Here is a 22,193-nt window from a genome sequence, read left to right as displayed (position 1 = left end):
GATATCAAGGCAGCCAGATTGAGCTGCTTAGCGCGCTTCGCGGCACGGTCTATCGTCGAATGAGCCGCGTAGCTTAGTATTTTATAACTAAAGCGACAGAGAAAAGAGGTTAACGCAAAAATGTCCCAAACGCCGAAGATCATTTATACGCTCACCGACGAAGCCCCTGCGCTCGCGACATATTCCCTGTTACCGATTATCGATGCTTTTACAGACCCGGCCGGGATTGAAGTCGAGACACGCGACATTTCATTGGCAGCACGTGTGCTGGCCCAGTTCCCTGACCTGCTTAACGACGAGCAGCGCGTTAGTGATGACCTGGCAGAGCTTGGCAAGTTAGCGACTACGCCTGAAGCCAATATTATTAAGCTGCCCAATATCAGCGCCTCTGGCCCGCAGCTGAAAGCCACGATCAAAGAGCTTCAAGGCCAAGGCTACCCGCTGCCGGAGTACCCGGAAGAGCCTAAAAACGACGCAGAAAAAGCTATCAAGGCGGCTTACGATAAGGCCAAGGGGAGTGCGGTAAACCCGGTGCTGCGTGAAGGTAACTCTGACCGCCGTGCGCCGAAGTCGGTCAAGAACTACGCGCGCAAGTACCCGCATCGCATGGGCGAGTGGAGCAGCGACTCTCAGTCTCACGTGGCTCACATGAGCGAAGGCGACTTCTACGGCAGCGAGCAATCCGCCGTTATGGAAAAAGCCGGCAAGCTCAAGATTGAACTGCAGCAAAAAGATGGCTCCACAACTGTCCTAAAAGAAGGCCTGGCCGTTCTTGAAGGCGAAGTGATTGATGCAGCCTGCATGAGCAGCCGCCGCCTGCGCAGCTTTATCGACAGCGAAATCAGCGATGCCAAGGCGCGCAACGTACTGTTCTCGCTCCACCTGAAAGCCACCATGATGAAGGTTTCCGACCCGATCATGTTCGGCATCGTGGTTGAAGAGTTCTACAAAGCCGCACTTGAAAAGCACGCCGATGCGCTGAAGTCAGCTGGATTTAACCCTAATAGCGGTATTGGCGATCTCTACAGTGCCATTGAGTCGCTTCCCAGCGACCAGCAAGACGCTATCAAAGGTGATATCGAAGCGCTTTACCAAGAGCGCCCGCCGATGGCGATGGTGAACTCTCACAAGGGCATTACCAACCTTCACGTGCCTTCTGATGTGATCATCGATGCCTCCATGCCGGCGATGATTCGTGACTCCGGTAAAATGTGGGGTGCCGATGACCAATTGCACGACACCAAAGCGGTTATTCCCGATCGTTGCTACGCGACTATCTACCAAGCGGTGATCGAAGATTGCAAAAAGCACGGTGCGTTTGACCCGACCACCATGGGTAGCGTGCCTAACGTGGGCCTGATGGCGCAAAAAGCCGAAGAGTACGGCTCCCACGATAAAACCTTCCAGATCGCTGCCGATGGCACCGTGGTGGTGACGGACGAAAACGGCAACACGCTGTTTAGCCATGACGTTGAAGCAGGCGACATCTGGCGTATGTGCCAGACCAAAGATGCGCCGATTCAGGACTGGGTGAAGCTTGCTGTTACGCGTGCGCGCGAAAGCGGCGTTCCGGCTATTTTCTGGCTGGATGCTAACCGCGCTCATGATGCGCAGCTGATCAAGAAGGTAGAAGCGTACCTTAACGATCACGATACCAACGGCCTGGATATCCGTATCCTGGCGCCGGTTGATGCCATGGCGGTATCGCTTGAGCGTATCCGCAAAGGCGAAGACACCATTTCTGTCACCGGCAACGTGCTGCGCGACTACCTGACCGACCTGTTCCCGATCATGGAGCTGGGCACCAGCGCGAAGATGCTGTCTATCGTTCCGCTGATGAATGGCGGTGGTCTGTTTGAAACTGGCGCGGGCGGTAGTGCTCCCAAGCACGTTCAGCAGTTCCTGGAAGAGAACCACCTGCGTTGGGACTCGCTGGGCGAATTCCTCGCGCTGGCGGCATCGCTTGAGCACCTGGGCAGCACCTTCGGCAACGCACGTGCCACTGTGCTGGCGAAGACGCTTGATGAAGCCAACGGCAAGTTCCTGGATAGCAACAAGTCGCCTTCACGTAAGGTTGGTGAGCTTGATAACCGTGGTAGCCACTTCTACCTGGCACTTTATTGGGCAGAGGCGTTGGCCGCTCAGAATGACGATGCTGAGCTGAAAGCGCTGTTTGCTCAGTTGGCCGAGAAGCTGGAAGCCAATGAGCAAACCATCGTTGCAGAACTTAACGATGTTCAAGGAAAAGCCGTTGATATTCAGGGCTATTTCCGTCCGAACGGTGAGCTGGCAAGCCAGGCCATGCGCCCGAGCAAAACGCTGAACGAAGCGTTAGCCGTGGTGGCAAAAGGTTAAGGCCAAAATGCCCTCGTTAATGGGGGCGTGAAAGCGAAACCCTCGTTCCAATACAGAACGGGGGTTTTTGACTTTTGAAGTATGATATTTTTGATGCCACGTGAACCCTTGTAGAACTTAAGCGTCATAGTCTTTGACGGGTTACCCTTGCGGCTGCAAAGGTGGAGTCGTCCCGACTAGGTCGTTTTATGCGTCTTGAGAGAACCAACAGTGCGATCTATGTCTATTCCAATGTTTGATATGACAATGTTCGGTATGACGACGGTTGATGTAACCGCAATGTCATATGCGATGGCCGGCATGACGCGGCCTGAAATGCCTGATGATGGGGATGTAGCGACTCAGTCTGCTGAGCCCGCTTTAGCACAACCGCCTCTATACAAAGTCGTGCTGCATAACGACGACTACACGCCCATGGATTTTGTTATTGAAGTGCTGCAAGAATTTTTCAGTATGGATAGCGAAAAAGCGGTGCAAACAATGCTGGCGGTGCATACTCAAGGAAAAGCGACCTGTGGTGTTTTTACACGAGACATTGCCGAGACCAAATGCCATCAGGTTAATGAGTATGCACGTGAATGCGAACACCCGTTAATGAGTGATATTGAAGCCGCAAATTGAAAGGGTTGATAAAAATTTGTCGGTGAGGCTTGCAACCCTGCCATTTGTACCCGATGTTGAAAGTGCCGGTCGACTAAATTGATCCGACGCAAGTCCTAGGTGGCGAAATGCCCTAGGTAGTAGCGAAAAGGGGACTGCCATGCTGAGCAAAGAACTTGAACTGACCCTGAACACGGCTTTTACCGTGGCCCGTTCAAAGCGCCACGAGTTCATGACCGTTGAGCACCTACTGTTAGCGTTGCTGGACAATGCCTCAGCAGTTGATGTCTTAAAAGCGTGTGGGGCAAACCTCGACAAGCTGCGGTCCGATCTGCAGGATTTTATTAATTCAACCACACCGCTTATTCCCGAAGGCCATGGGGACCGTGAAACGCAGCCAACGCTTGGTTTTCAGCGTGTGCTACAGCGGGCGGTTTTCCATGTTCAGTCGTCAGGCAAAAGCGAAGTTACCGGCGCCAATGTATTGGTGGCCATTTTTTCTGAGCAGGAAAGCCAGGCGGTCTATTTCCTCAAGCAGCAAAGCGTTGCCCGTGTCGATGCGGTTAACTACATCGCCCACGGTATTTCCAAAGTAGCAGGCCATGGCGAGGCGCCGTCATCATCGCAAGAGGGTGAGGAGGTCGAAGAGGGTGCAAGTGAAGGTGGTGCGCATCCGTTGACCGGATATGCCACTAACCTGAACGAGCAGGCCCGCTTGGGCAAAATTGACCCGTTGATTGGCCGTGACCACGAACTTGAACGCGTTGTGCAGATTCTGGCGCGTCGGCGTAAAAACAACCCGCTGCTAGTCGGCGAGGCTGGCGTAGGCAAGACCGCTGTGGCTGAAGGCCTTGCCAAGCGTATCGTTGAAGAAGACGTTCCGGACGTTATTGCAGACGCCGTAGTTTATTCGCTGGATATGGGCGCGCTGCTTGCCGGAACCAAATACCGCGGCGATTTTGAAAAACGTCTAAAAAGCCTGCTGAGCGAGCTACGCAAGCAGCCCAATGCCGTACTGTTTATCGATGAGATTCATACGATTATCGGTGCGGGTGCTGCCTCTGGTGGCGTAATGGATGCCTCTAACCTGCTGAAACCGCTGCTCTCCTCAGGCGAGCTGCGCTGTATTGGCTCCACGACGTTCCAGGAATTTCGCGGTATTTTTGAAAAAGATCGTGCATTGGCGCGTCGCTTCCAGAAGGTCGACGTACTCGCGCCCTCGGTTGACGATACGATCAAGATTCTTAAAGGATTGCGCTCTCGCTTTGAAGAGCACCACGAGCTTAAGTACACAGATGGTGCGCTGGAAAGCGCAGCACGTTTGGCCGATCGTTACATCAATGATCGTCATTTGCCGGATAAGGCCATTGACGTCATTGACGAGGCGGGCGCTCACCAGCGGCTATTACCCCCTGAGGTGCGCAAAAACACCATTGATGTAGAGCAGGTGGAAGCCATTGTGGCCTCTATCGCGCGCATTCCGCCGAAGAGCGTTTCAAGCTCGGACCGCAAGCTGCTTGAGAAGCTCGACCGCGACCTGAAAATGCTGGTGTTCGGGCAGGACGAAGCCATTGATACGCTCTCTGCCGCTATCAAGCTTTCGCGCGCAGGGCTTAAATCGCCCGATAAGCCGGTAGGTAGCTTCCTGTTTGCTGGGCCGACGGGGGTAGGTAAAACCGAAGTGGCCAAGCAGCTTGCCCATATCATGGGTATCGAGCTTGTGCGCTTTGATATGTCGGAATACATGGAGCGTCACACCGTCTCGCGCTTGATCGGTGCGCCTCCCGGCTATGTCGGGTATGACCAGGGCGGGCTGTTAACCGAAGCAGTGACCAAGCAGCCGCACTGCGTCCTGTTGTTGGATGAGATTGAGAAAGCGCACCCGGAAGTCTTTAACCTGCTGCTGCAGGTAATGGACCATGGCCGCCTGACCGATAACAACGGACGTGAAGCTGACTTCCGCCATGTTATTGTCATCATGACCTCTAACGCAGGTGCCGAGCAGGCCTCGCGTCGCTCTATCGGTTTCCAAAGCCAGGATCACTCAACTGACGCGATGGAAGTTATCCGCCGTACGTTCTCGCCGGAGTTCCGTAACCGCTTGGACGGTATCATTCAGTTCCATGCGTTACCGACGTCTGTTGTGCGTAACGTGGTCGACAAGTTCTTGATTGAACTGCAGGCGCAGCTGGACGAGAAACGTGTACAGCTTGAGGTTGATGATGCGGCCCGGGACTGGTTAGCCGAGAAAGGCTACGATCCGGATATGGGGGCTCGCCCCATGGCGCGCTTGATTCAAGAGAAGCTGAAAAAGCCGCTTGCTGAAATGATTCTGTTTGGCGAGTTGGCCGATAATGGCGGTATTGTGCATGTCAGTCTGGAGGAGGGGGAGCTGCATCTCTCCACCGAGACTGAGATGGCGGATGCGCCCTGAAAAGGGCGCTAAGATCGCCTTAGTGCGTAGCGCCTAATCATACCGTAATGCACAGCGCCCTGTCTTCGACGGGGCGTTGTCGTATACAGGTAACGGCGCCGTACTGCGTGCTGGCTGAAAAGGCGTTATAAAGGCTTAGCGCGAGCGGTAGACAATGCGGCCTTTGGAAAGATCGTACGGCGTTAGTTCCACTTTCACTTTATCGCCCGTCAGAATGCGGATATAGTTTTTACGCATTTTGCCGGAGATATGAGCGGTTACAACGTGACCGTTCTCAAGCTCAACACGGAACATGGTGTTGGGAAGGGTATCAACGATAACACCTTCCATTTCAATATGATCTTCGCGTGCCATATAGGCAGATCCTCACTTATTTAACGTAGTTAGCAAACCAAAACCGTTTCAGGTTTTAAGGGCCAGAAGGCTGACACTTAAGAAACAGCGCTATATTGTGCCGTAAGCCCGTCGTCAAGGCAAAAAAGCTGGCTTAATTTGCTGGCTTTAGCGAATTAAGGGCCGCCAATAACGCCCATCCAGTACTTCAATGGGAGAAAAATCCTGCTTGTAGCGCATTTTACGACACTCTTCGATCCAGTACCCTAAATACAGGTGGGATAGGCCTTTTTCACGCGTCAGCGCAATGAGCTGAAGGATAGCAAGGGTGCCTAAAGAGCGCCTGTCTAGGGCATCGCCAACGCCAAAAAACGTGTAAATGGCCGAAAGGCCATGCTCTAGCTGGTCAAATGCCGATACGGCCACCAGCTCCGAGCCTGCATACATCTCCAGCAAGTAGGCATACGGCTCCTCCAGGGTTAAAAACGTGCGGTACTGTTCACGATTGGGTGGGTACATGTCACCATCGGCATGGCGATGGCGAATATAGTGTGCATAGAGTTCATAGTGTCGCGCCTCATAGCGTGCAGGGACGACGCGGGTGGTGATATCTGCGTTCCGGCGCCACACCTTGCGCTGGGAGCGGTTGGGCGCAAAGGGCTCCACAGGAATACGCACGGACTGGCAGGCATTACAGTTTTCACAGTGGGGCCGGTAGAGATGCCGACCGCTGCGCCGAAACCCGAGTAGCGCCAGCGAGTCATATACGCCCCGAACGGGAGACTCTTGCGGGTCAAGAAAAAGCGTTGTCGCTTCTTTGTCGGGTAAATAGCTGCAGGCATGAGGCACGGTAAGGAAGAAGCGCAGATCCCGCACCGGCCGACGCGGAGTATTACTACTCAAAGCTTGCCTCCTTGATAAATTAACCCAACCCAGCCAGCATCACGGGGTGTTATAGCGCGATACCGCTTCTAGCCAGGGGGATGCAGGCACTGACAATGCCTCATGTGATGACACATTAAACGCCGCTTCGGGCAACCACTGTTCAAGATAGTTGATGAACGTCTCTCGGGCGACTGTTGTCGCACCCATGCTTGCAAGGTGCGGTGTGTGCATTTGGCAATCAATCAACTTGCCGCCATGTGCCTGCATAGCGCCCGCCAAGTGAGCAAGGGCCACTTTTGAGGCATCGGCGATGTTCGAAAACATCGATTCGCCGAAAAATACCGGTCCCATCGCTAAACCATAAAGGCCGCCTACCAATTGGTCGGCGTGATGGACCTCGATACTGTGTGCAATCCCTAGACGGTGAAGCGCTACGTAGGCATTGTACATATCAACGGTGATCCAGGTGCCTGCGTCTTCATCGCGTGGCGCAGCACAGGCATTAATGACGTGTTCAAACTGTTGATTAACGGTGATGTTAAAGCCCCCATTGCGCAGTCGTTTTGCTAAGCTACGCCGCAGCTTGAACTGCTCAGGGCGTAGTACCATACGCGGATCGGGACTCCACCATAAAATGGGGTCGTCATCGCTGTACCATGGGAAAATACCGCGCCGGTACGCTTCCACCAGCCAGCGCGGAGAAAGCTCGCCACCTGCTGCCAGCAGCCCATTGGGCGAGTCCATGGCAATGCGGGTAGGCGGAAAGGTTGGGAATGGCGAAGAAAGCCAAGGTAGCATTACTTGCTCCTGTTACTGAGCACTTGATGAGAAGCTCTGTGACGGCGCAAGGATGCTCGGTATGATGCAAACTCGCAAGTGGATTAAAGACACCATTGAGGTGTAAAGGGAGAATCGCTTGAAAGTGAATAAGGCGGTAGACAAGCGAACGCAGCGTAATTCGCGTCAAGCACCATCTTCGGCCTCTTCTGCGCGGGTTAAAGCCGCGAAAGATAAAGCTCGCCGGTTCGGTCTGCGCTTGCAAGGCTCGGTGCGTGAAGGCGTAGTAGTGGTACTGCTGGCGCTGTGCGTTTTTTTATTATTAGCACTGTTTAGTTATCATCCGGAAGATCCTGGTTGGTCTTACCAGGGGCCTGAAACGGACGTTCGCAACTGGATGGGACCGGTCGGCGCTTGGCTTGCGGATGTCCTGTATTCGCTGTTGGGGGCTAGTGCTTTGTGGTGGCCGGGTATGTTTGGCTTTACCGCATGGTGGCTAATGCGCTCGCGCCAGGTGCGCTTTGAGTTCGACCCCGTGGCGGTTGCCGTGCATGCTGGCGGCCTGGTGCTGTTGATGTTTGGCACGACCATGCTGGGAGCGCTGCACTTTTATCACCCTAGCAGCATTTTACCCTATGCCTCCGGCGGTATTTTGGGGGAAGGGTTGGTCAACACCCTCAAACCACTGGTCGGCAGTGGTGGTGTGGGACTAATCGCTGCGGCCTTGATACTGATTGGCTTCCCGCTGTTTAGCGGTACGTCCTGGCTGCGGGTGGCGGATGAAGTAGGTCGCCGCTTATGCCGTGTTGGTGGCTGGTTGAGTGCCCGCCGTGAAAAAAGTCGTGAGAAACGCCGCGAGCGGGCTGCGCTGCGCGCCTCTTTAAAGCCTGCGCCAAAAGCGGAAGAGCCTCCACGAGCACCTAAAGCCAAAACCAGCCGCGATACACATCGTGAACGTCGCGAGCCCGAGTTCTCGGCACCGTCTGCCGCGCAAGAAACGCCTGCGGAGACCACAAACGATACGTCGATTCCTTGGGCAGCGAGCGCTTTTTCAGCGGCAACGACGGCTGCCGAGACACAGACCAAGCCTGCGGTGGTAACGGCCACTGAGCCTGACGCTGTGCCGCAGCCAGAAGCAGCACCAGAACCCGCGCAAGCGCCAACGCCTGAGGCAGTGCGCCCTGCAGCAGCGCAGAGTGATGAGCCAGTATCGATCAACGCTGATCGCACTTCTGGGCTCAATTCAGAGCCACCCAAAGCGCGTCAACCTGAGGTCATCCCAGAGCCCACGCCTGACAGCGACGCTGCGCCAGCGGTTGAATCATCAACGTCTGAAGAGCCGATGTCGTTACGCGCTTCTCGTGAAGACGATGCTGCGGTGCCCGCTGTCTCGCACTTCTTCCGTCAAGAAGAGGACGCCGAGGAAGCGCAAGACGATGAGCAGGGCAGCGAGCGAGATGATGAGTGGGATAGTGAACAGGGCTTGAAAACAGAGGGCTTGAGAACGGAGGAGTGGCAGCACGATGGCTGGGATGAGCAAGAGCAGGCGGTTCAGGAAGACACGCCTCTGCGCCCTGAGCCCAGGCTAAGCGCGTTTGATCAGCCTGAGGTGGTGCCTCAAAGTGAGCCTTCACTTACCGCTACGCCTTCATATACTGAGCCCCGCCGTGAGCGGGTGCCTGAAGTCGTTCCTGAGCCGGTATGGGAAGAGGATGAAGATGAGCCCTTGCTTAGTCCTACGTCTTTGCCCACCAACACTGCACGCCATGAGCCGACCTTCTCTGCGGATAGCGTGGTCAATGAAGCCGACAGTGGGCCGACGCTCTGGACGGTTGAGCACCTGCAAAATCAGCGGCCTGCGTTTGAGACGTTGCCAGAACCGGAAGGCGATGTGCCCAGCCTTCAACTGCTAACGCCCGCTGAGCCGCATCAGCCGAACTACACAGACGAACAGCTGGCCGATATGGCAGAGCTGCTGGAAGTGCGTCTGCGCGAATATGGTGTAAAAGCAGAAGTGGTCGATACATGGCCTGGCCCCGTCATCACGCGATTTGAAATCAGGCCTGCGGCAGGGGTGAAAGCGTCCAAAATCAGCAATCTTTCCAAAGACCTGGCCCGCTCGCTAATGGTAAAAAGCGTGCGCGTGGTTGAGGTGATTCCTGGGCGGCCTACCGTTGGGATCGAAATTCCCAACCCGCATCGGGCAATGATTCGTCTGCGTGAAGTCATCGACTCCGAGCGCTACCAGCAGGAAACCTCACCGCTAACCATGGCGCTTGGCCAGGATATCGGTGGTGGGCCTGTGATTGCCAACCTCGGCAAGATGCCCCACCTGTTGGTGGCGGGCACCACCGGTTCGGGTAAATCAGTAGGCGTTAACGCAATGCTGATCTCGATGCTGCTGAAAGCCACGCCAGATGAGCTTAAGCTCATCATGGTGGATCCTAAGATGCTGGAGCTTTCGGTCTACGACGGTATTCCGCATCTGCTGGCGCCGGTCGTGACCGATATGAAAGAGGCCGCCAATAGCCTGCGCTGGTGTGTCGCTGAAATGGAGCGCCGCTATAAGCTGATGGCGGCCATGGGCGTGCGTAATATTGCCGGCTTTAACGGCCGATTGGACGAAGCTGAGCGCGCAGGTGCTCAGGTAGCCGACCCGCTTTGGGAGCCGCAACCCTGGGAAATGCACCAAACGCCCCCAGTGCTTGAGAAGCTGCCCTATATCGTGGTGGTCATCGACGAATTTGCCGACATGTTTATGATCGTCGGCAAAAAGGTGGAAGAGCTGATTGCCCGCCTGGCGCAAAAAGCGCGGGCAGCCGGTATTCACCTTATCCTGGCCACCCAGCGCCCCTCGGTGGACGTGGTAACGGGCTTGATCAAGGCGAATATTCCTTCGCGCATGGCATTTCAGGTCTCTTCACGGATCGATTCTCGTACGATTTTGGACCAGGGCGGCGCTGAAAGCCTGTTGGGTCATGGCGACATGCTGTATTTGCCTGCGGGCTCCGGTCCGCCTAATCGAGTGCATGGCGCGTTTGTTGATGATGACGAAGTGCACCGTGTGGTTGAGGATTGGAAGCGCCGCGGTACCCCTGAGTACATTGAGGAAATTTTGTCGGGCGGCGTCTCGGCTGATGCGCTAACGGGGCTTGAGGCAGAAGGCAGTGACGGCGACGATGCTGAACAGGACGCACTGTATGATGAAGCGGTTCAGTTTGTGACCGAAAGCAAAAAAGCCTCGATTTCTGCGGTACAGCGGCGCTTCAAGATTGGTTACAACCGAGCCGCGCGCCTGGTCGATGCCATGGAGGCGGCACAGATCGTTTCTGCCATGGGCAGCAACGGCGCCCGCGAAGTATTAGCACCACCGCCGGTGGGGCATTAATGCCGCAATTAGTAATTCTGCATTTAGTAATCGTGCAAGAAGCGTGAAAATCGCGCCGCGGATGAAACCCCGTGGCGCGTTTCGCGTCTGAAGCATCACATGGACGTTGTTGAAAGTCCTCAGCATTGGTTTATCAGTACTGGTTCATCTGTACTACTTTTATCAGCTTCAATCCGGCAGCGTAGGTCTATTCAACTCGACAACGTATGCCCAGGGAGAACACTATGCGCGACACGCAAACTCTGCTTTCTTCACCCTTGTCATTGGCCGCGGCCGCTCTTGGATTGACGTTTGCTACCCCCGCTGCATGGGCCAATGATGCCGCTGAGCGTTTAACCGAGCGCTTGGAGCCCCTGGAAAGCTATCAGGCGACCTTTGAACAGCAGATTCTTGATGGTAGTGGCCAGCGTTTGCAAAGTGCGCGTGGCGAAATGTGGCTCTCACGCCCAGGCATGTTGCGTTGGGAAGTCGAAGCGCCTTATACGCAGGTCGTCGTGTCCGATGGCAACGATGTGTATCTCTACGATCCGGACCTTGAACAGGTAACGGTTCAGCCGATGGATGACCGCGTAACACACACACCTGCGCTTCTGCTCTCTGGCAGTATCAATGACCTGACGGCAAGTTATGATGTGGTGTATGAGCAGGAGAGCGGTGAAGATGTGTTCACGCTGATCCCAAGCTCGGCAGACACGCTGTTTGAAGAGTTGAGCATGGTGTTTGACAATGACACGCTCACTGAGCTTTGGATGATGGACAGCACTGGTCAAAAAACGCTTATTCGGTTTAGCGATATCACTCAGAACGGGTCTATTGACCGTGGCCTGTTTAACTTCGAAATTCCAGAAGGCACCGACGTTATTCGTGAAGAGCTCTAAAACGTCGGCGGTTTACCCGTGAATGATCAGGCGCCTTAAGGCGCCTGATCTGCTTCCTGGTCACGATTTTCCCGCCAGGCCATTATCTCGCCGAAGCGCTTCTCCTGGCCGAACTGGCTAGGTTCAAAAAAGCGTGCTTTGGGCAAATCCTCTGGCCAACAGTCGTGAGCGCTACCCGCGGGATAGCCATCAGGCTCGTTATGCGCGTAGCGGTAGCCTTCGCCATGGCCTAGCTGCTCCATAAGCCTGGTGGGCGCATTGCGTAAATAAGTGGGTACCTCTATTTGAGGCTGCTGACGCGCGTACTGTTTTGCAGCGTTCCAGGCGCGGTCAATTCGGTTGCTTTTGGGCGCCACGGCCAAATGGATGGCTGCATGGGCAATGGCACGCTGGCCTTCGTAGTCTCCCAAGCGAAGGTAGGCGTCCCAAGCCGCTATCACCAACGGAAGCGCACGTGGGTCGGCATTACCAACATCTTCTGACGCAATGGCGCTAAGCCTGCGAACCACATCCAAAGGATCACCGCCGCCCTGAATAAAGCGCGCCATATAAAGTAACGCTGCGTCAGGGCGTGAAGAGCGTATGGATTTATGAATCGCTGAGAGCAGGTCGTAATAAGCGTCGCCCTGCTTATCAAATGCGCTTGCCTGATGGCCAATAACATCTGCCAATACCGACATGTGAAGCACCTCTTGGCCATTCTCTGGCTGGGTAAAGTCACAAGCGGTTTCTAAAAGTCCCAACGCGCGCCGGGCATCGCCCGCACTTGCGTGCGCCAGGGCAGCAAGCACATCGTCCTCCACGACAATCGCACGTTTGCCAAGACCGCGCTGCTCGTCAGTCAGCGCTTGGCGCATGACGGCTATCAGCTCCTCTTGCGAGAGTGCCTTCAAAACGTAAACTCGAGCGCGAGATAGCAGGGCAGAGTTGACCTCGAAGGAGGGGTTCTCCGTGGTGGCGCCAATCAGGGTTAGCAGCCCCGACTCTACATGAGGCAGCAAGGCATCCTGCTGGCTCTTGTTTAAGCGATGGATCTCATCCAGAAACAGAATCACCGGTGAGGTATGCTGCTGGGCGCGCTCAACTACGGCGCGTATCTCTTTAACGCCTGCCATCACCGCGCTTAAATGCTCCAGATGTGCGCTGGATGCGCGCGCGAGCAGCTCGGCCAGGGTTGTTTTGCCAACGCCTGGCGGCCCCCACAAAATCATTGAGCGTACCAGGCCTGCTTCGGCCATGCGACGAAGCGGCTTGTCGTGACCCACCAACGCTTGTTGGCCGACGTAGTCATCAAGCGTCTGCGGGCGCATCCGATACGCCAACGGCGCGTCATCGCTGGGTGTTGCACGCTGAGAGTCGAAAAGATCCATGTAAACTTCCGTTGTAAATCGAGATGTTGAGTAATGAGGTAATCATAAGAGCGTATGGCAAATGGCGTATTGCCCGACTACCTTTTGCATAGCTTCCATAAAAACTGATACAAACGATATGCTTGTCAGGGTGGCGCCTTAAGCGCATGGTGACATCTAACCATAATACGTAGCGGTACCTACATGACGATAGCGCTTAGCCATCGCCCATAGGCGTAGTGTAGTAATACCCGCTTATGATTGCGTGCCCAACGCCACTTCAGAGTTAAGGCGGCAGGCATGACACCACACAGGAGACGGCACGATGTTAAACCAACTGCGTCTAGATCATGCCAACATGGCACGAATGCTTCATGTCTTGCAGCTTAAACAAAAGACCCTGGCTCAGGGTGAGCGGCCCAATTTTCAGCTGATGCGTGAAGTCGTGGATTACATTTTGTCTTACATGGAAGGTTTCGCGGCCCCGTTAGAGCGTATATGCGTTGATCGTTTGGAAACCCAAGCGCCCGAGCATCTGGAATTAATGGAGAAAATGACCAGCGATTATCTTGAGCTCAAGCCACGCCTTCAATTGCTGTCCGACAACATCGATACGATCCTGATGGACAACATCTTGCCGATGGATCGTTTTGCCGAGGACTTAAAAGCTTACCTTGAGGCGCATAGGGCGTATCTACGCCAAGAGCGAGAAGGTCTTTTCCCTCTTATTGATCAATACTTTAGTGAGGAAGATATGCAAGAGCTGCTGCACGCGCTACCAGAAGGCGCTGAGCAGGAGCTTGAGCGCCTGCAACAGGATTACCCAGAGCTTTACGCTGAACTACGCGGCGCGGACATACCCGCGATCTAATCAGCAGAGCGTTCCTTTGGCTGCCAGCGGGGCGTGTTAAACTAGCGCCCCGTGAATGAGCGGCTGATGGAGAAGCAGGTGTGCTTATCAAAGCAAACGGCAAAGGGGCAGTAATGGCTGGCCCCGTGCTGATTTTTGACTCCGGCGTGGGTGGGCTTTCGGTCGCCCGCTCACTGCGTCAGTATTATCCTGATACGGCGATGTGCTACGCCTGCGATAACGCGTGGATGCCTTATGGGCTGCGTGATGACATAACGCTTTCAGCGCGTATCGTGTCGGTTTGCCAGGCCGCCGTTCAGGCCTGCCAGCCAAGCGTGCTGGTCGTTGCCTGCAATACGGCCAGCACACTCGCGCTGGATGGTTTGCGCAACGCCCTGACGATCCCTGTGGTTGGCACGGTCCCCGCTATTAAACCCGCCGCCGCCATTAGCCAAACACGCCATATTGGCCTGCTGGCTACTCGCGCTACTGTGGGTAGGCCCTACACGCAAAAGTTGATTGAAAACTTTGCCAGCGATTGCCTCATCACCCGGGTAGCCGCCGATGCGCTGGTGCTGGAAGCCGAGGCGCTACTTGGCGGCGGCCAACCTGACCGCCAACGGCTTCAGCAAGCCCTGGCGCCGCTTTGGCAAACGTCGAGCACTCAGCCACCAGTGGATACCGTTGTGCTGGGCTGTACGCATTTCCCCCTGTTAAAACCCTGGCTTGAAGCACTCGCCCCCACACCCGTGAATTGGATTGACTCCGGTGATGCGATCGCTCGGCGCGTCGGCCAGATCGCGCCGCCGTTAAAAAAAGGGCAAGATGGCCGATTTTTTACCACGGCTTCTGCCGATGCGCTAAGCCTAGGCTTTGCGCCGTTTGGATTTTCTGTTCCTGGCCGGTTGGCGTTAAGCGCTTAGGGCGCGTATTTTCAGCCTAAGCCGACACGACTGTTATTAGCATTGATATTAATACCGTTTATGAAAAAAGAGGCGCCGACTTGGCTATCCCCGTGATACAACCCGAACGTTATGACGAGCAGCTTGCCGAGAAGCGTGCTTACCTGGAAAGCACTTTTGCGGTGTTTAATCCGCCCGCACTTGAGGTCTTTGCCTCACCGCCCAGTCACTATCGCCAGCGCTGTGAGTTTCGTATCTGGCATGAAGGCGATGATCTTTACTACGCCATGTTTGAGGTCGACCCAGCCGATCCTAAAAACAAGCAGGTCGTGCGGCTTGATCAGTTTGACGTTGCAAGCGAGTCCATCAATGCGCTAATGCCGCGTCTGCGCGAGGCTTTTCTGGCCAGTGACGAACTGCGTCGGCGCCTATTCCAGGTGGAGTTTCTTACTACGCTGTCAGGCGAGGCGCTGGTCACGCTGATTTACCACCGCCCGCTAGGTGACGCTTGGGAGCAAGAAGCACGCGCCCTAGAAGCCGAGCTTGGCATTATGATCATTGGCCGCTCACGCAAGCAGCGCCTGGTGCTTACCCGTGACCACGTGTGGGAGCGTTTAACGGTTGATGGGCGCTCGCTTGACTATCAGCAGGTCGAAAACAGCTTTACCCAGCCCAATGCACATATCTGCCAAACGATGCTGAGCTGGGCGCGAGAAGTGACGGCCGGACGTCAGGATGAAGACCTCGTCGAGCTTTACTGTGGCAACGGCAATTTCACCATCGCCCTGGCCGATAATTTTCGGCGCGTACTGGCCACTGAAATTTCGCGCACGTCGGTCGCCAGCGCTAACGTCAACCTTGAAGCCAACAAGATCACCAATGCTCATGTAGCCCGTATGTCAGCCGAAGAGTTTGCGCTGGCGCTTAAAGGCGAAAAAGGCGGGCGGCGCGTGGCTGAAATGGCATTGGACGAATATCGCTTCTCCACGGTGCTGGTTGACCCGCCCCGCGCTGGGCTGGACGCGCAGAGCTGCCAGCAAATCAGTGAATACGACCAGATCGTCTATATTTCATGTAACCCAGCAACACTTGCCGAAAACCTGGCGCTGCTCACTAAAACGCACCAGATAGAACGCTTTGCACTATTTGACCAGTTTCCATTCACCGACCATTGTGAATGTGGCGTATGGCTCACGCGGCGCGAGGATGGTCAATAGGGCGCATAATGCGAAAGAGGTATATACCATGAAGAACATGCCAGATGGATAGAGTGATGATCCAGGGTGGCGTAAGCTAGTCGTTATATTGGCCTAAAGGCCTATCGTTCCACGTTTTTTCCGGCAGTCGAGGTGATGGATGCAATACGTTGCGAGTGAAGAGAGTCGGCAAGACCTTTTGAAGCAGCTATTTGAGCGCTTGGAAGCGCGGCTGGAACCGGAGCGAGCAACGGCGATAGAGGCGTTTGCACGACGTTTTTACGCGAGCGTGCCGTTAGAGGATCTTGTTGATCGCCGCCTGGACGATCTTTACGGCGCCACATTATCCATTTGGCAGTTTTTACAGCACCACGATGCGAAGCGCCCTAAAGTGCGCGTTTTCAACCCTGACTTTGAAGAGCATGGTTGGCAGTCGACGCATACCTTTGTGGCGGTACTGCATGAAGACATGCCTTTTTTGGTCGACTCGATACGCATTGAACTGAATCGCCAAGGGCTTACCGTCCATGCGATCCAAAATTCCGTATTTGCTGTGGCCCGCAATGAGCAGAATCAACTGCAAACGCTGACCTCACCTCGTGATGCCAACGCCCCAGAGGCGCGTGAGTCGCTCATCGTTATCGAGGTTGATCGTCATACGGATCCTGACGCGCTGTCGAATATCGAGAAAAAGCTCTATCAAGTACTGCGTGATGTACGTACCGCGGTTGATGACTACGACGCGATTACCCGTCAGATCACCGCTGCGATCCAAGAGCTTGAAAAGAACTGCCCCCCGCAAATCGACCCGGACGACCACGAAGAGGCCATCGCCTTTTTAGAGTGGCTGGTTAAGGATAATTTCACTTTCCTGGGGTATGACGAATACCTGTTGGAAGGCGATGAGCTGCAGCGCGACCCGAATAGCGTGCTTGGGGTCTTCCGCCTGGACGATCCACGCTACGATGAGCGCATTCGTGCCGAAGAGGGCATTGACGAACACGGCAATTATGAACTGGTGCCCCAATTGCTCTCGTTTGCCAAAAGCGCCCACCACTCGCGGGTACACCGCCCGACCTATCCTGACTACATCACCGTTGACCGCTACGACGACGACGGCAATGTGATTGGCGAGCGTCGTTTCTTTGGTTTGTTCACCTCGACGGTGTACAACGAGTCGCCGCGCAATATTCCGCTGCTGCGCCGTAAACTAAAAGCTGTCTCGGATATCGCCGGGTTTAACCCCCAAGGGCATAACGGTAAGCAGCTTCTACAGGTGCTTGAAGTTTATCCCCGCGATGACCTGTTCCAGATCAGTACGGATTCACTAGCGCATACGGCGCTGGGCATTCTTGATATTCGGGAACGCCGCCAGGTACGCCTGTTTATCCGTGCCGATGTTAGCGGCAAGTTCTACTCGTGCCTGGTGTTTGTGCCTCGCGATGTGTTTTCAACCGATTTGCGTCAACGCATTCAAAACCTGTTGTGTGACGAGCTTGACGCGCACTTTGGCGATTTTAATACCTACTTGTCAGAGTCGGTTCTGGCGCGTATTCAACTGATTCTACGCTTTAACGGCGATGCACCCAGCCAGTACGACCTTAAACGCTTGGAAAGCAAGGTTGCCCGCCTGGCACGCAGCTGGCGCGACGAGCTGATGGCCGCGATGATTGAGGGTTTTGGAGAAGAGCGCGCCAATCATCAGATGGAGCAGTTCCAAAGCGCCTTCTCGGCAAGCTATCGCGAAGACTTCAATGCGCGCACCGCAGTATTCGATATACAGCACTTGCTGGCACTGGATAGCGGAGAGGCGCTGTCGCTGTCGCTTTATCGGCCGCTGGAAGAGCAGGGCAGTGGCGTAAACCTGAAGCTTTTCCATCGTGGTTCGCCGATCCCGCTGTCTGATGTGTTGCCCATGATGGAGAACCTGGGGCTTCGGGTTATTAGTGAGCGCCCCTACGACATTAGTGCGCCGCAGCAGCATTACTGGATTCACGACTTTGAGCTTGAGCACGGTAATAAAGATGTCAGCTTGGGTGAAATGCGCGAAACCTTCAGTGAAGCGTTTAAACGTATTTGGGCGGGCGAAGCGGATAACGACGCCTTTAACCGGCTGATTATTGCGGCAGGGCTGGACTGGCGCGAAGTCGCCATGCTGCGTGGATACGCACGTTATCTCAAGCAAATCCGCTTTGGCATGTCTCAAAACTACATTGCCGCGACCTTGGCCAACTACCCGGCCATTACTCAGTTACTGGTGGAAATGTTCCGTCTGCGCTTTGATCCTGCGCTGGACTCACACGATACTGACGAGTGCATCACGCGGCTTAATGAGCAGTTGGAAGCCGTTGCCAGCCTAAACGATGACCAACTGTTACGTCGTTTTATGGAGCTTATTCAGGCAACTCTGCGCACCAACTACTACCAGCGTGCTGAAGACGGCCGCTTTAAAGATTACATCGCCTTTAAGCTTGAGCCTTCCAAAGTCACCGGAATGCCCAAGCCACGGCCGATGTTCGAGATTTTTGTCTGCTCGCCACGCGTGGAAGGTGTCCACCTGCGCGGTGGCAAAGTAGCCCGCGGTGGTTTGCGCTGGTCTGACCGCCATGAAGATTTCCGTACCGAAGTGCTGGGGCTGGTAAAAGCGCAGCAGGTCAAAAACGCGGTGATCGTGCCGGTAGGCGCCAAGGGTGGTTTTGTATGTAAGCGCATGCCTGAAAATGCTGACCGCGAAACGAAGCAGAACGAAGGCATTGCTTGCTATAAAACGTTTATCCGTGCGCTGTTAGATGTGACCGATAATCTGGATGGCAGCGACGTTGTTCCGCCTAAAAACGTGGTGCGCCACGACGAAGACGATGTCTACATGGTGGTTGCCGCCGATAAAGGAACGGCAACATTCTCGGATATCGCCAACGAAATCTCTATCGAGTATGGCCACTGGCTAGGGGATGCGTTTGCCTCCGGCGGGGCGAACGGATATGACCATAAGAAAATGGGCATTACCGCGCGTGGTGCCTGGCAGTCGGTTAAACGTCACTTTAAAAACCTCGGCGTAGATACCCAGCGGGACCTGTTTAGCGTCGTTGGTATTGGTGATATGGCGGGCGACGTATTTGGTAACGGCATGCTGCTTTCCGACAAGATTCAGCTGGTGGGTGCGTTCAACCATTTGCATATCTTTGTCGACCCCAATCCTGAGGCTGATGCGGCCTTTGCCGAGCGTACAAGGCTATTTAACCTGCCGCGCTCCAGCTGGGAGGATTACAGTGCTGAGCTGATTTCGCAGGGCGGAGGTATCTTTAACCGCAGCGCCAAGTCCATCGCGATTACTCCGGAAATGCAGCAGGTCTTTGGTATTCAGGAAGAGCACCTGTCGCCGAATGAATTGATTCGCGCCATGCTCCAGTCAAAGGTCGACCTGGTCTGGAACGGCGGTATCGGCACCTACGTGAAAAGCTCGGATGAAACCGATGCCGATGTCGGCGATAAAGCTAACGATGCGCTGCGCATTAATGGCGAAGACCTTAACTGCCGCGTAGTGGGCGAAGGCGGCAACCTGGGGATGACTCAACGTGGCCGAATGGAAGCCGCGGCCAAAGGTGTGCGCGTTTACACTGACTTTATTGATAACGCAGGTGGCGTTAACTGCTCTGATCACGAGGTCAATATCAAAATATTGATCGATGATGTGGTGAAGCGCGGCGACATGACCGACAAGCAGCGCAACGACTTGCTGGCAGAAATGACCGATGAAGTTGCCGACTTGGTGATTCTTGATAACTACCGTCAGGCTCAGGCGCTGGACCTCTCCGAGATACTGTCATGCCAAGGCATCGGACCGTACCGCCGCTTTATCAGCGAGCTGGAGTCTGCCGGGCAGATTGATCGTGAGCTTGAGTTCCTGCCCACCGATGAGACCTTAAAAGAGCGCGCCGCCAATCAGCAGGGCATGCGCTTGCCGGAGCTTTCGGTACTGATTTCCTACGCCAAGAGCACGCTAAAAGACGACCTGATCACCTCCGATGTGCCCGATGATACGTATATCCACCGCCATCTTGAGCGGCTGTTCCCGTCTGTGCTGACAGAGCGCTACCAGACCGAGATGTATGAACACCGCCTGAAGCGTGAAATTGTGGCAACGCAAGTCGCGAATGACTTGGTTGATCACATGGGTGTCGTGTTTGTCCGTCGGCTACGCGACTCTACTGGCGCCGGTCGGGCAGATATTGCACGTAACTATGTCATCGCGCGGGATAGCTTCAACCTGCTGTCACTTTGGGCACAGATTGAAGACCTGGATAACCAGATCCCCAGCGACGTGCAGCACTCCATGATGCTGGACCTGATGCGCCTGATCCGCCGCTCGACACGCTGGTTCCTGCGCCAACACATGGGGCTTTCGACTCAGGATGCCATTGAGTACTTCGCGCCTCGGTTGGCGCAGTTGCAAGAAGAGATGGGCGAACTGTTAAGCGGCGAAGAGCTTGATGCCTGGCGCCAGCGTCGGGATGAGCTTCAGGAAGCGGGCGTGCCGGAAGCACTGGCCTCTACCGTTGCCGCCGCGCCTAGCCTGTATGCCGGGTTGGGGATCATTCAGGCGGCACGGGTTACCAATGAGAAGCCCCAGCGCGTCGCCGAAGTGTTTTACGAAATTGGCAGCCGTTTGGAGCTTCCCTGGATGAGCCAACAGGTAACGCAGCTCGGTGTGCGTGACGCATGGCAGGTGCAGGCCCGGGAAACGTTCCGGGATGATATCGACCGCCAGCAATTGGCCTTAACCACCAGCGTACTGAAGTTGGAAGCCGGTAGCCGCGATACTCAGGAGCGTGTGGACCAGTGGCTTGAGCAGCATGCTGACCTGCACCGCCGCTGGTGCCGTTTGATTGATGAGGTGCGTAGCGGTAGTGAAGGTGGGTTTGCGCTGTTTGCCGTCGCCGTACGCGAACTGGTGGACCTTGCAGAAAGCGATAGCGAAGCATAACCGCCTAAGCGTGCGCTAACACAACGCATACTTGCTGTAAGAAGTAACCGTGCCTGAGATAACTCAGGCACGGTTTTTTTGTGCGTGGCTTCTGGTTAAGCGCAAGCGCGGTGCGCTAAAAGGGCAGGATGCGCTATACTCTGCGCCGCCCATTCTCCTGGAGAGACTCTGTCGATGTATTCACTCGCGCGCTCGCTGTTCTTTCGTATTGACCCCGAAACCTCACACGGGTTGGCGCTGGGGGCGTTAGACGCATTACAACGCGTGGGCGGTGTACGCCCTTGGGTGGGCAAGCCAATCGAGGATCCTGTTGAGCTGATGGGGTTGCGCTTTGCTAATCGCGTGGGGCTTGCTGCGGGGCTTGATAAAAATGCTGATCACCTGGATGCGCTCGGCGCGCTGGGTTTTGGTTTTGTTGAAGTGGGCACGGTGACGCCCAAGGCACAGCCGGGTAACGCCAAGCCGCGTTTGTTCCGTTTGGCGAGCCATGGCGCCATCATTAACCGCTTTGGGTTTAATAACAAAGGGGTTGAGCACTTAATTGAGCAGGTGAAAAAGCGCCGCTATCAAGGCGTGGTGGGCATTAACATCGGCAAAAATCTAACCACCTCGGTTGAAAACGCCCTGGAGGACTATTTAGCCTGCCTGAATGCCGTTCACCCGGTCGCTGATTATATTACTGTGAATATTTCTTCACCCAATACGCCGGGGCTGCGTACGCTGCAGTTTGGTGAGCAGCTGGATGCGTTATTAGGGCCAATACGTGAGCGTAGCCGGTTGCTGGATGCTGAAGCAAAACGCAAGGTACCGCTACTTATTAAAATCGCCCCGGATATGAGCGAAGAGGAAGTCGCGCTCGTGGCCGGTAGTATTGCTCGCAATGAACTGGACGGCGTCATTGCGACCAACACGACCGTTTCCCGTGAAGCGGTCAAGAGTGACCCTCAGGCAGAAGAGGCGGGAGGGCTATCGGGAAAACCCGTTTTTGAACCCTCTAACGTGATTATTCGTCTACTGCGTCAGCATCTGCCAACGCTACCGATTATTGGCGTAGGCGGTATTGATAGCGGTGAAACCGCAAAAGCCAAAATTGCGGCGGGTGCTGATTTGGTTCAGCTCTATTCAGGCCTAATTTACCAAGGCCCAGCGCTTGTGAACGAATGTGCCAGCGCGCTAAAAACGCAGTAATTCGCGAGGCTTTGATGCTAAAAAGCCCGCTTTTAAGCGGGCTCCATGTTCCAAAATGTAGATTAAGGAAGTTA

The 22,193-nt window shown here is 55.0% G+C and carries 14 protein-coding genes; 10 read left to right on the top strand and 4 right to left on the bottom strand.

Annotated elements, in window-relative coordinates:
* Window positions 1–120: 120 nt before the first annotated feature.
* The 3 genes from ACT3TJ_RS04075 (at window position 121) to clpA (ending at window position 5,389) form a co-directional block, all read left to right on the top strand.
* Window positions 121–2,355, top strand: coding sequence for an NADP-dependent isocitrate dehydrogenase (locus ACT3TJ_RS04075; protein ID WP_172117181.1), 2,235 nt, complete (start codon window positions 121–123; stop codon window positions 2,353–2,355).
* 315 nt (window positions 2,356–2,670) lie between these two features.
* Window positions 2,671–2,976, top strand: coding sequence for an ATP-dependent Clp protease adapter ClpS (gene clpS / locus ACT3TJ_RS04070; RefSeq protein WP_087106453.1), 306 nt, complete (start codon window positions 2,671–2,673; stop codon window positions 2,974–2,976).
* A gap of 139 nt (window positions 2,977–3,115) precedes the next feature.
* Window positions 3,116–5,389 (top strand): ATP-dependent Clp protease ATP-binding subunit ClpA, encoded by a 2,274-nt coding sequence (gene clpA / locus ACT3TJ_RS04065; RefSeq protein ID WP_172117180.1) that lies wholly within the window; start codon window positions 3,116–3,118, stop codon window positions 5,387–5,389.
* 135 nt (window positions 5,390–5,524) lie between these two features.
* Here clpA and infA read toward each other — a convergent pair whose 3' ends face one another.
* The 3 genes from infA to aat all read right to left on the bottom strand — a co-directional run bounded on the left by infA (window position 5,525) and on the right by aat (window position 7,405).
* Window positions 5,525–5,743 carry a translation initiation factor IF-1 gene (infA, locus tag ACT3TJ_RS04060; protein ID WP_007111068.1) on the bottom strand — a complete coding sequence of 73 codons (219 nt, stop codon included), beginning with the start codon at window positions 5,741–5,743 and terminating at the stop codon, window positions 5,525–5,527.
* A 147-nt stretch (window positions 5,744–5,890) separates the two neighbouring features.
* Window positions 5,891–6,625: an arginyltransferase gene (locus tag ACT3TJ_RS04055; protein WP_444665478.1), complete on the bottom strand. Its 735-nt coding sequence runs from the start codon at window positions 6,623–6,625 to the stop codon at window positions 5,891–5,893.
* Window positions 6,626–6,664: 39 nt separating this feature from the next.
* Window positions 6,665–7,405 carry a leucyl/phenylalanyl-tRNA--protein transferase gene (gene aat, locus ACT3TJ_RS04050; protein ID WP_444665477.1) on the bottom strand — a complete coding sequence of 247 codons (741 nt, stop codon included), beginning with the start codon at window positions 7,403–7,405 and terminating at the stop codon, window positions 6,665–6,667.
* A gap of 118 nt (window positions 7,406–7,523) precedes the next feature.
* Between aat and ACT3TJ_RS04045 the strand changes: the two genes are divergently transcribed.
* Together ACT3TJ_RS04045 and lolA are read left to right on the top strand one after the other, a co-directional pair.
* Entirely contained in the window at window positions 7,524–10,772 is a 3,249-nt protein-coding gene (locus tag ACT3TJ_RS04045; protein ID WP_444665476.1) for a DNA translocase FtsK 4TM domain-containing protein, read from the top strand.
* Window positions 10,773–10,996: 224 nt separating this feature from the next.
* A complete protein-coding gene (lolA, locus tag ACT3TJ_RS04040) occupies window positions 10,997–11,650 on the top strand; it encodes an outer membrane lipoprotein chaperone LolA (protein WP_193054841.1) in 654 nt (217 codons plus the stop codon).
* A gap of 35 nt (window positions 11,651–11,685) precedes the next feature.
* On the opposite strand, the gene ACT3TJ_RS04035 is transcribed toward lolA, so the two are convergent.
* The gene (locus ACT3TJ_RS04035; protein ID WP_444621839.1) at window positions 11,686–13,020 is read right to left on the bottom strand and encodes a replication-associated recombination protein A; all 1,335 of its coding nucleotides are present in this window, start codon (window positions 13,018–13,020) and stop codon (window positions 11,686–11,688) included.
* A 304-nt stretch (window positions 13,021–13,324) separates the two neighbouring features.
* Here ACT3TJ_RS04035 and ACT3TJ_RS04030 point away from each other — a divergent pair, with 304 nt between their 5' ends.
* The 5 genes from ACT3TJ_RS04030 to ACT3TJ_RS04010 all read left to right on the top strand — a co-directional run bounded on the left by ACT3TJ_RS04030 (window position 13,325) and on the right by ACT3TJ_RS04010 (window position 22,119).
* Window positions 13,325–13,870, top strand: coding sequence for a hemerythrin domain-containing protein (locus ACT3TJ_RS04030; RefSeq protein ID WP_444621838.1), 546 nt, complete (start codon window positions 13,325–13,327; stop codon window positions 13,868–13,870).
* Window positions 13,871–13,983: 113 nt separating this feature from the next.
* Window positions 13,984–14,772, top strand: a complete 789-nt coding sequence (murI, locus tag ACT3TJ_RS04025; RefSeq protein WP_444621853.1) for a glutamate racemase — start codon at window positions 13,984–13,986, stop codon at window positions 14,770–14,772.
* A gap of 80 nt (window positions 14,773–14,852) precedes the next feature.
* Window positions 14,853–15,968, top strand: coding sequence for a tRNA (uridine(54)-C5)-methyltransferase TrmA (trmA, locus tag ACT3TJ_RS04020; RefSeq protein WP_172117173.1), 1,116 nt, complete (start codon window positions 14,853–14,855; stop codon window positions 15,966–15,968).
* Between the two features lie 139 nt (window positions 15,969–16,107).
* Window positions 16,108–20,931, top strand: coding sequence for an NAD-glutamate dehydrogenase (locus ACT3TJ_RS04015; RefSeq protein ID WP_444621837.1), 4,824 nt, complete (start codon window positions 16,108–16,110; stop codon window positions 20,929–20,931).
* Window positions 20,932–21,105: 174 nt separating this feature from the next.
* On the top strand, window positions 21,106–22,119 hold the full coding sequence (locus ACT3TJ_RS04010; protein WP_444621836.1) for a quinone-dependent dihydroorotate dehydrogenase: 1,014 nt from the start codon (window positions 21,106–21,108) through the stop codon (window positions 22,117–22,119).
* Window positions 22,120–22,193: the final 74 nt, after the last annotated feature.

The organism is Halomonas sp. AOP30-A1-24 (genome assembly GCF_052378165.1).
Classification (GTDB): domain Bacteria; phylum Pseudomonadota; class Gammaproteobacteria; order Pseudomonadales; family Halomonadaceae; genus Vreelandella; species Vreelandella citrativorans.
This window is presented reverse-complemented; position numbering and strand designations above follow the sequence as displayed.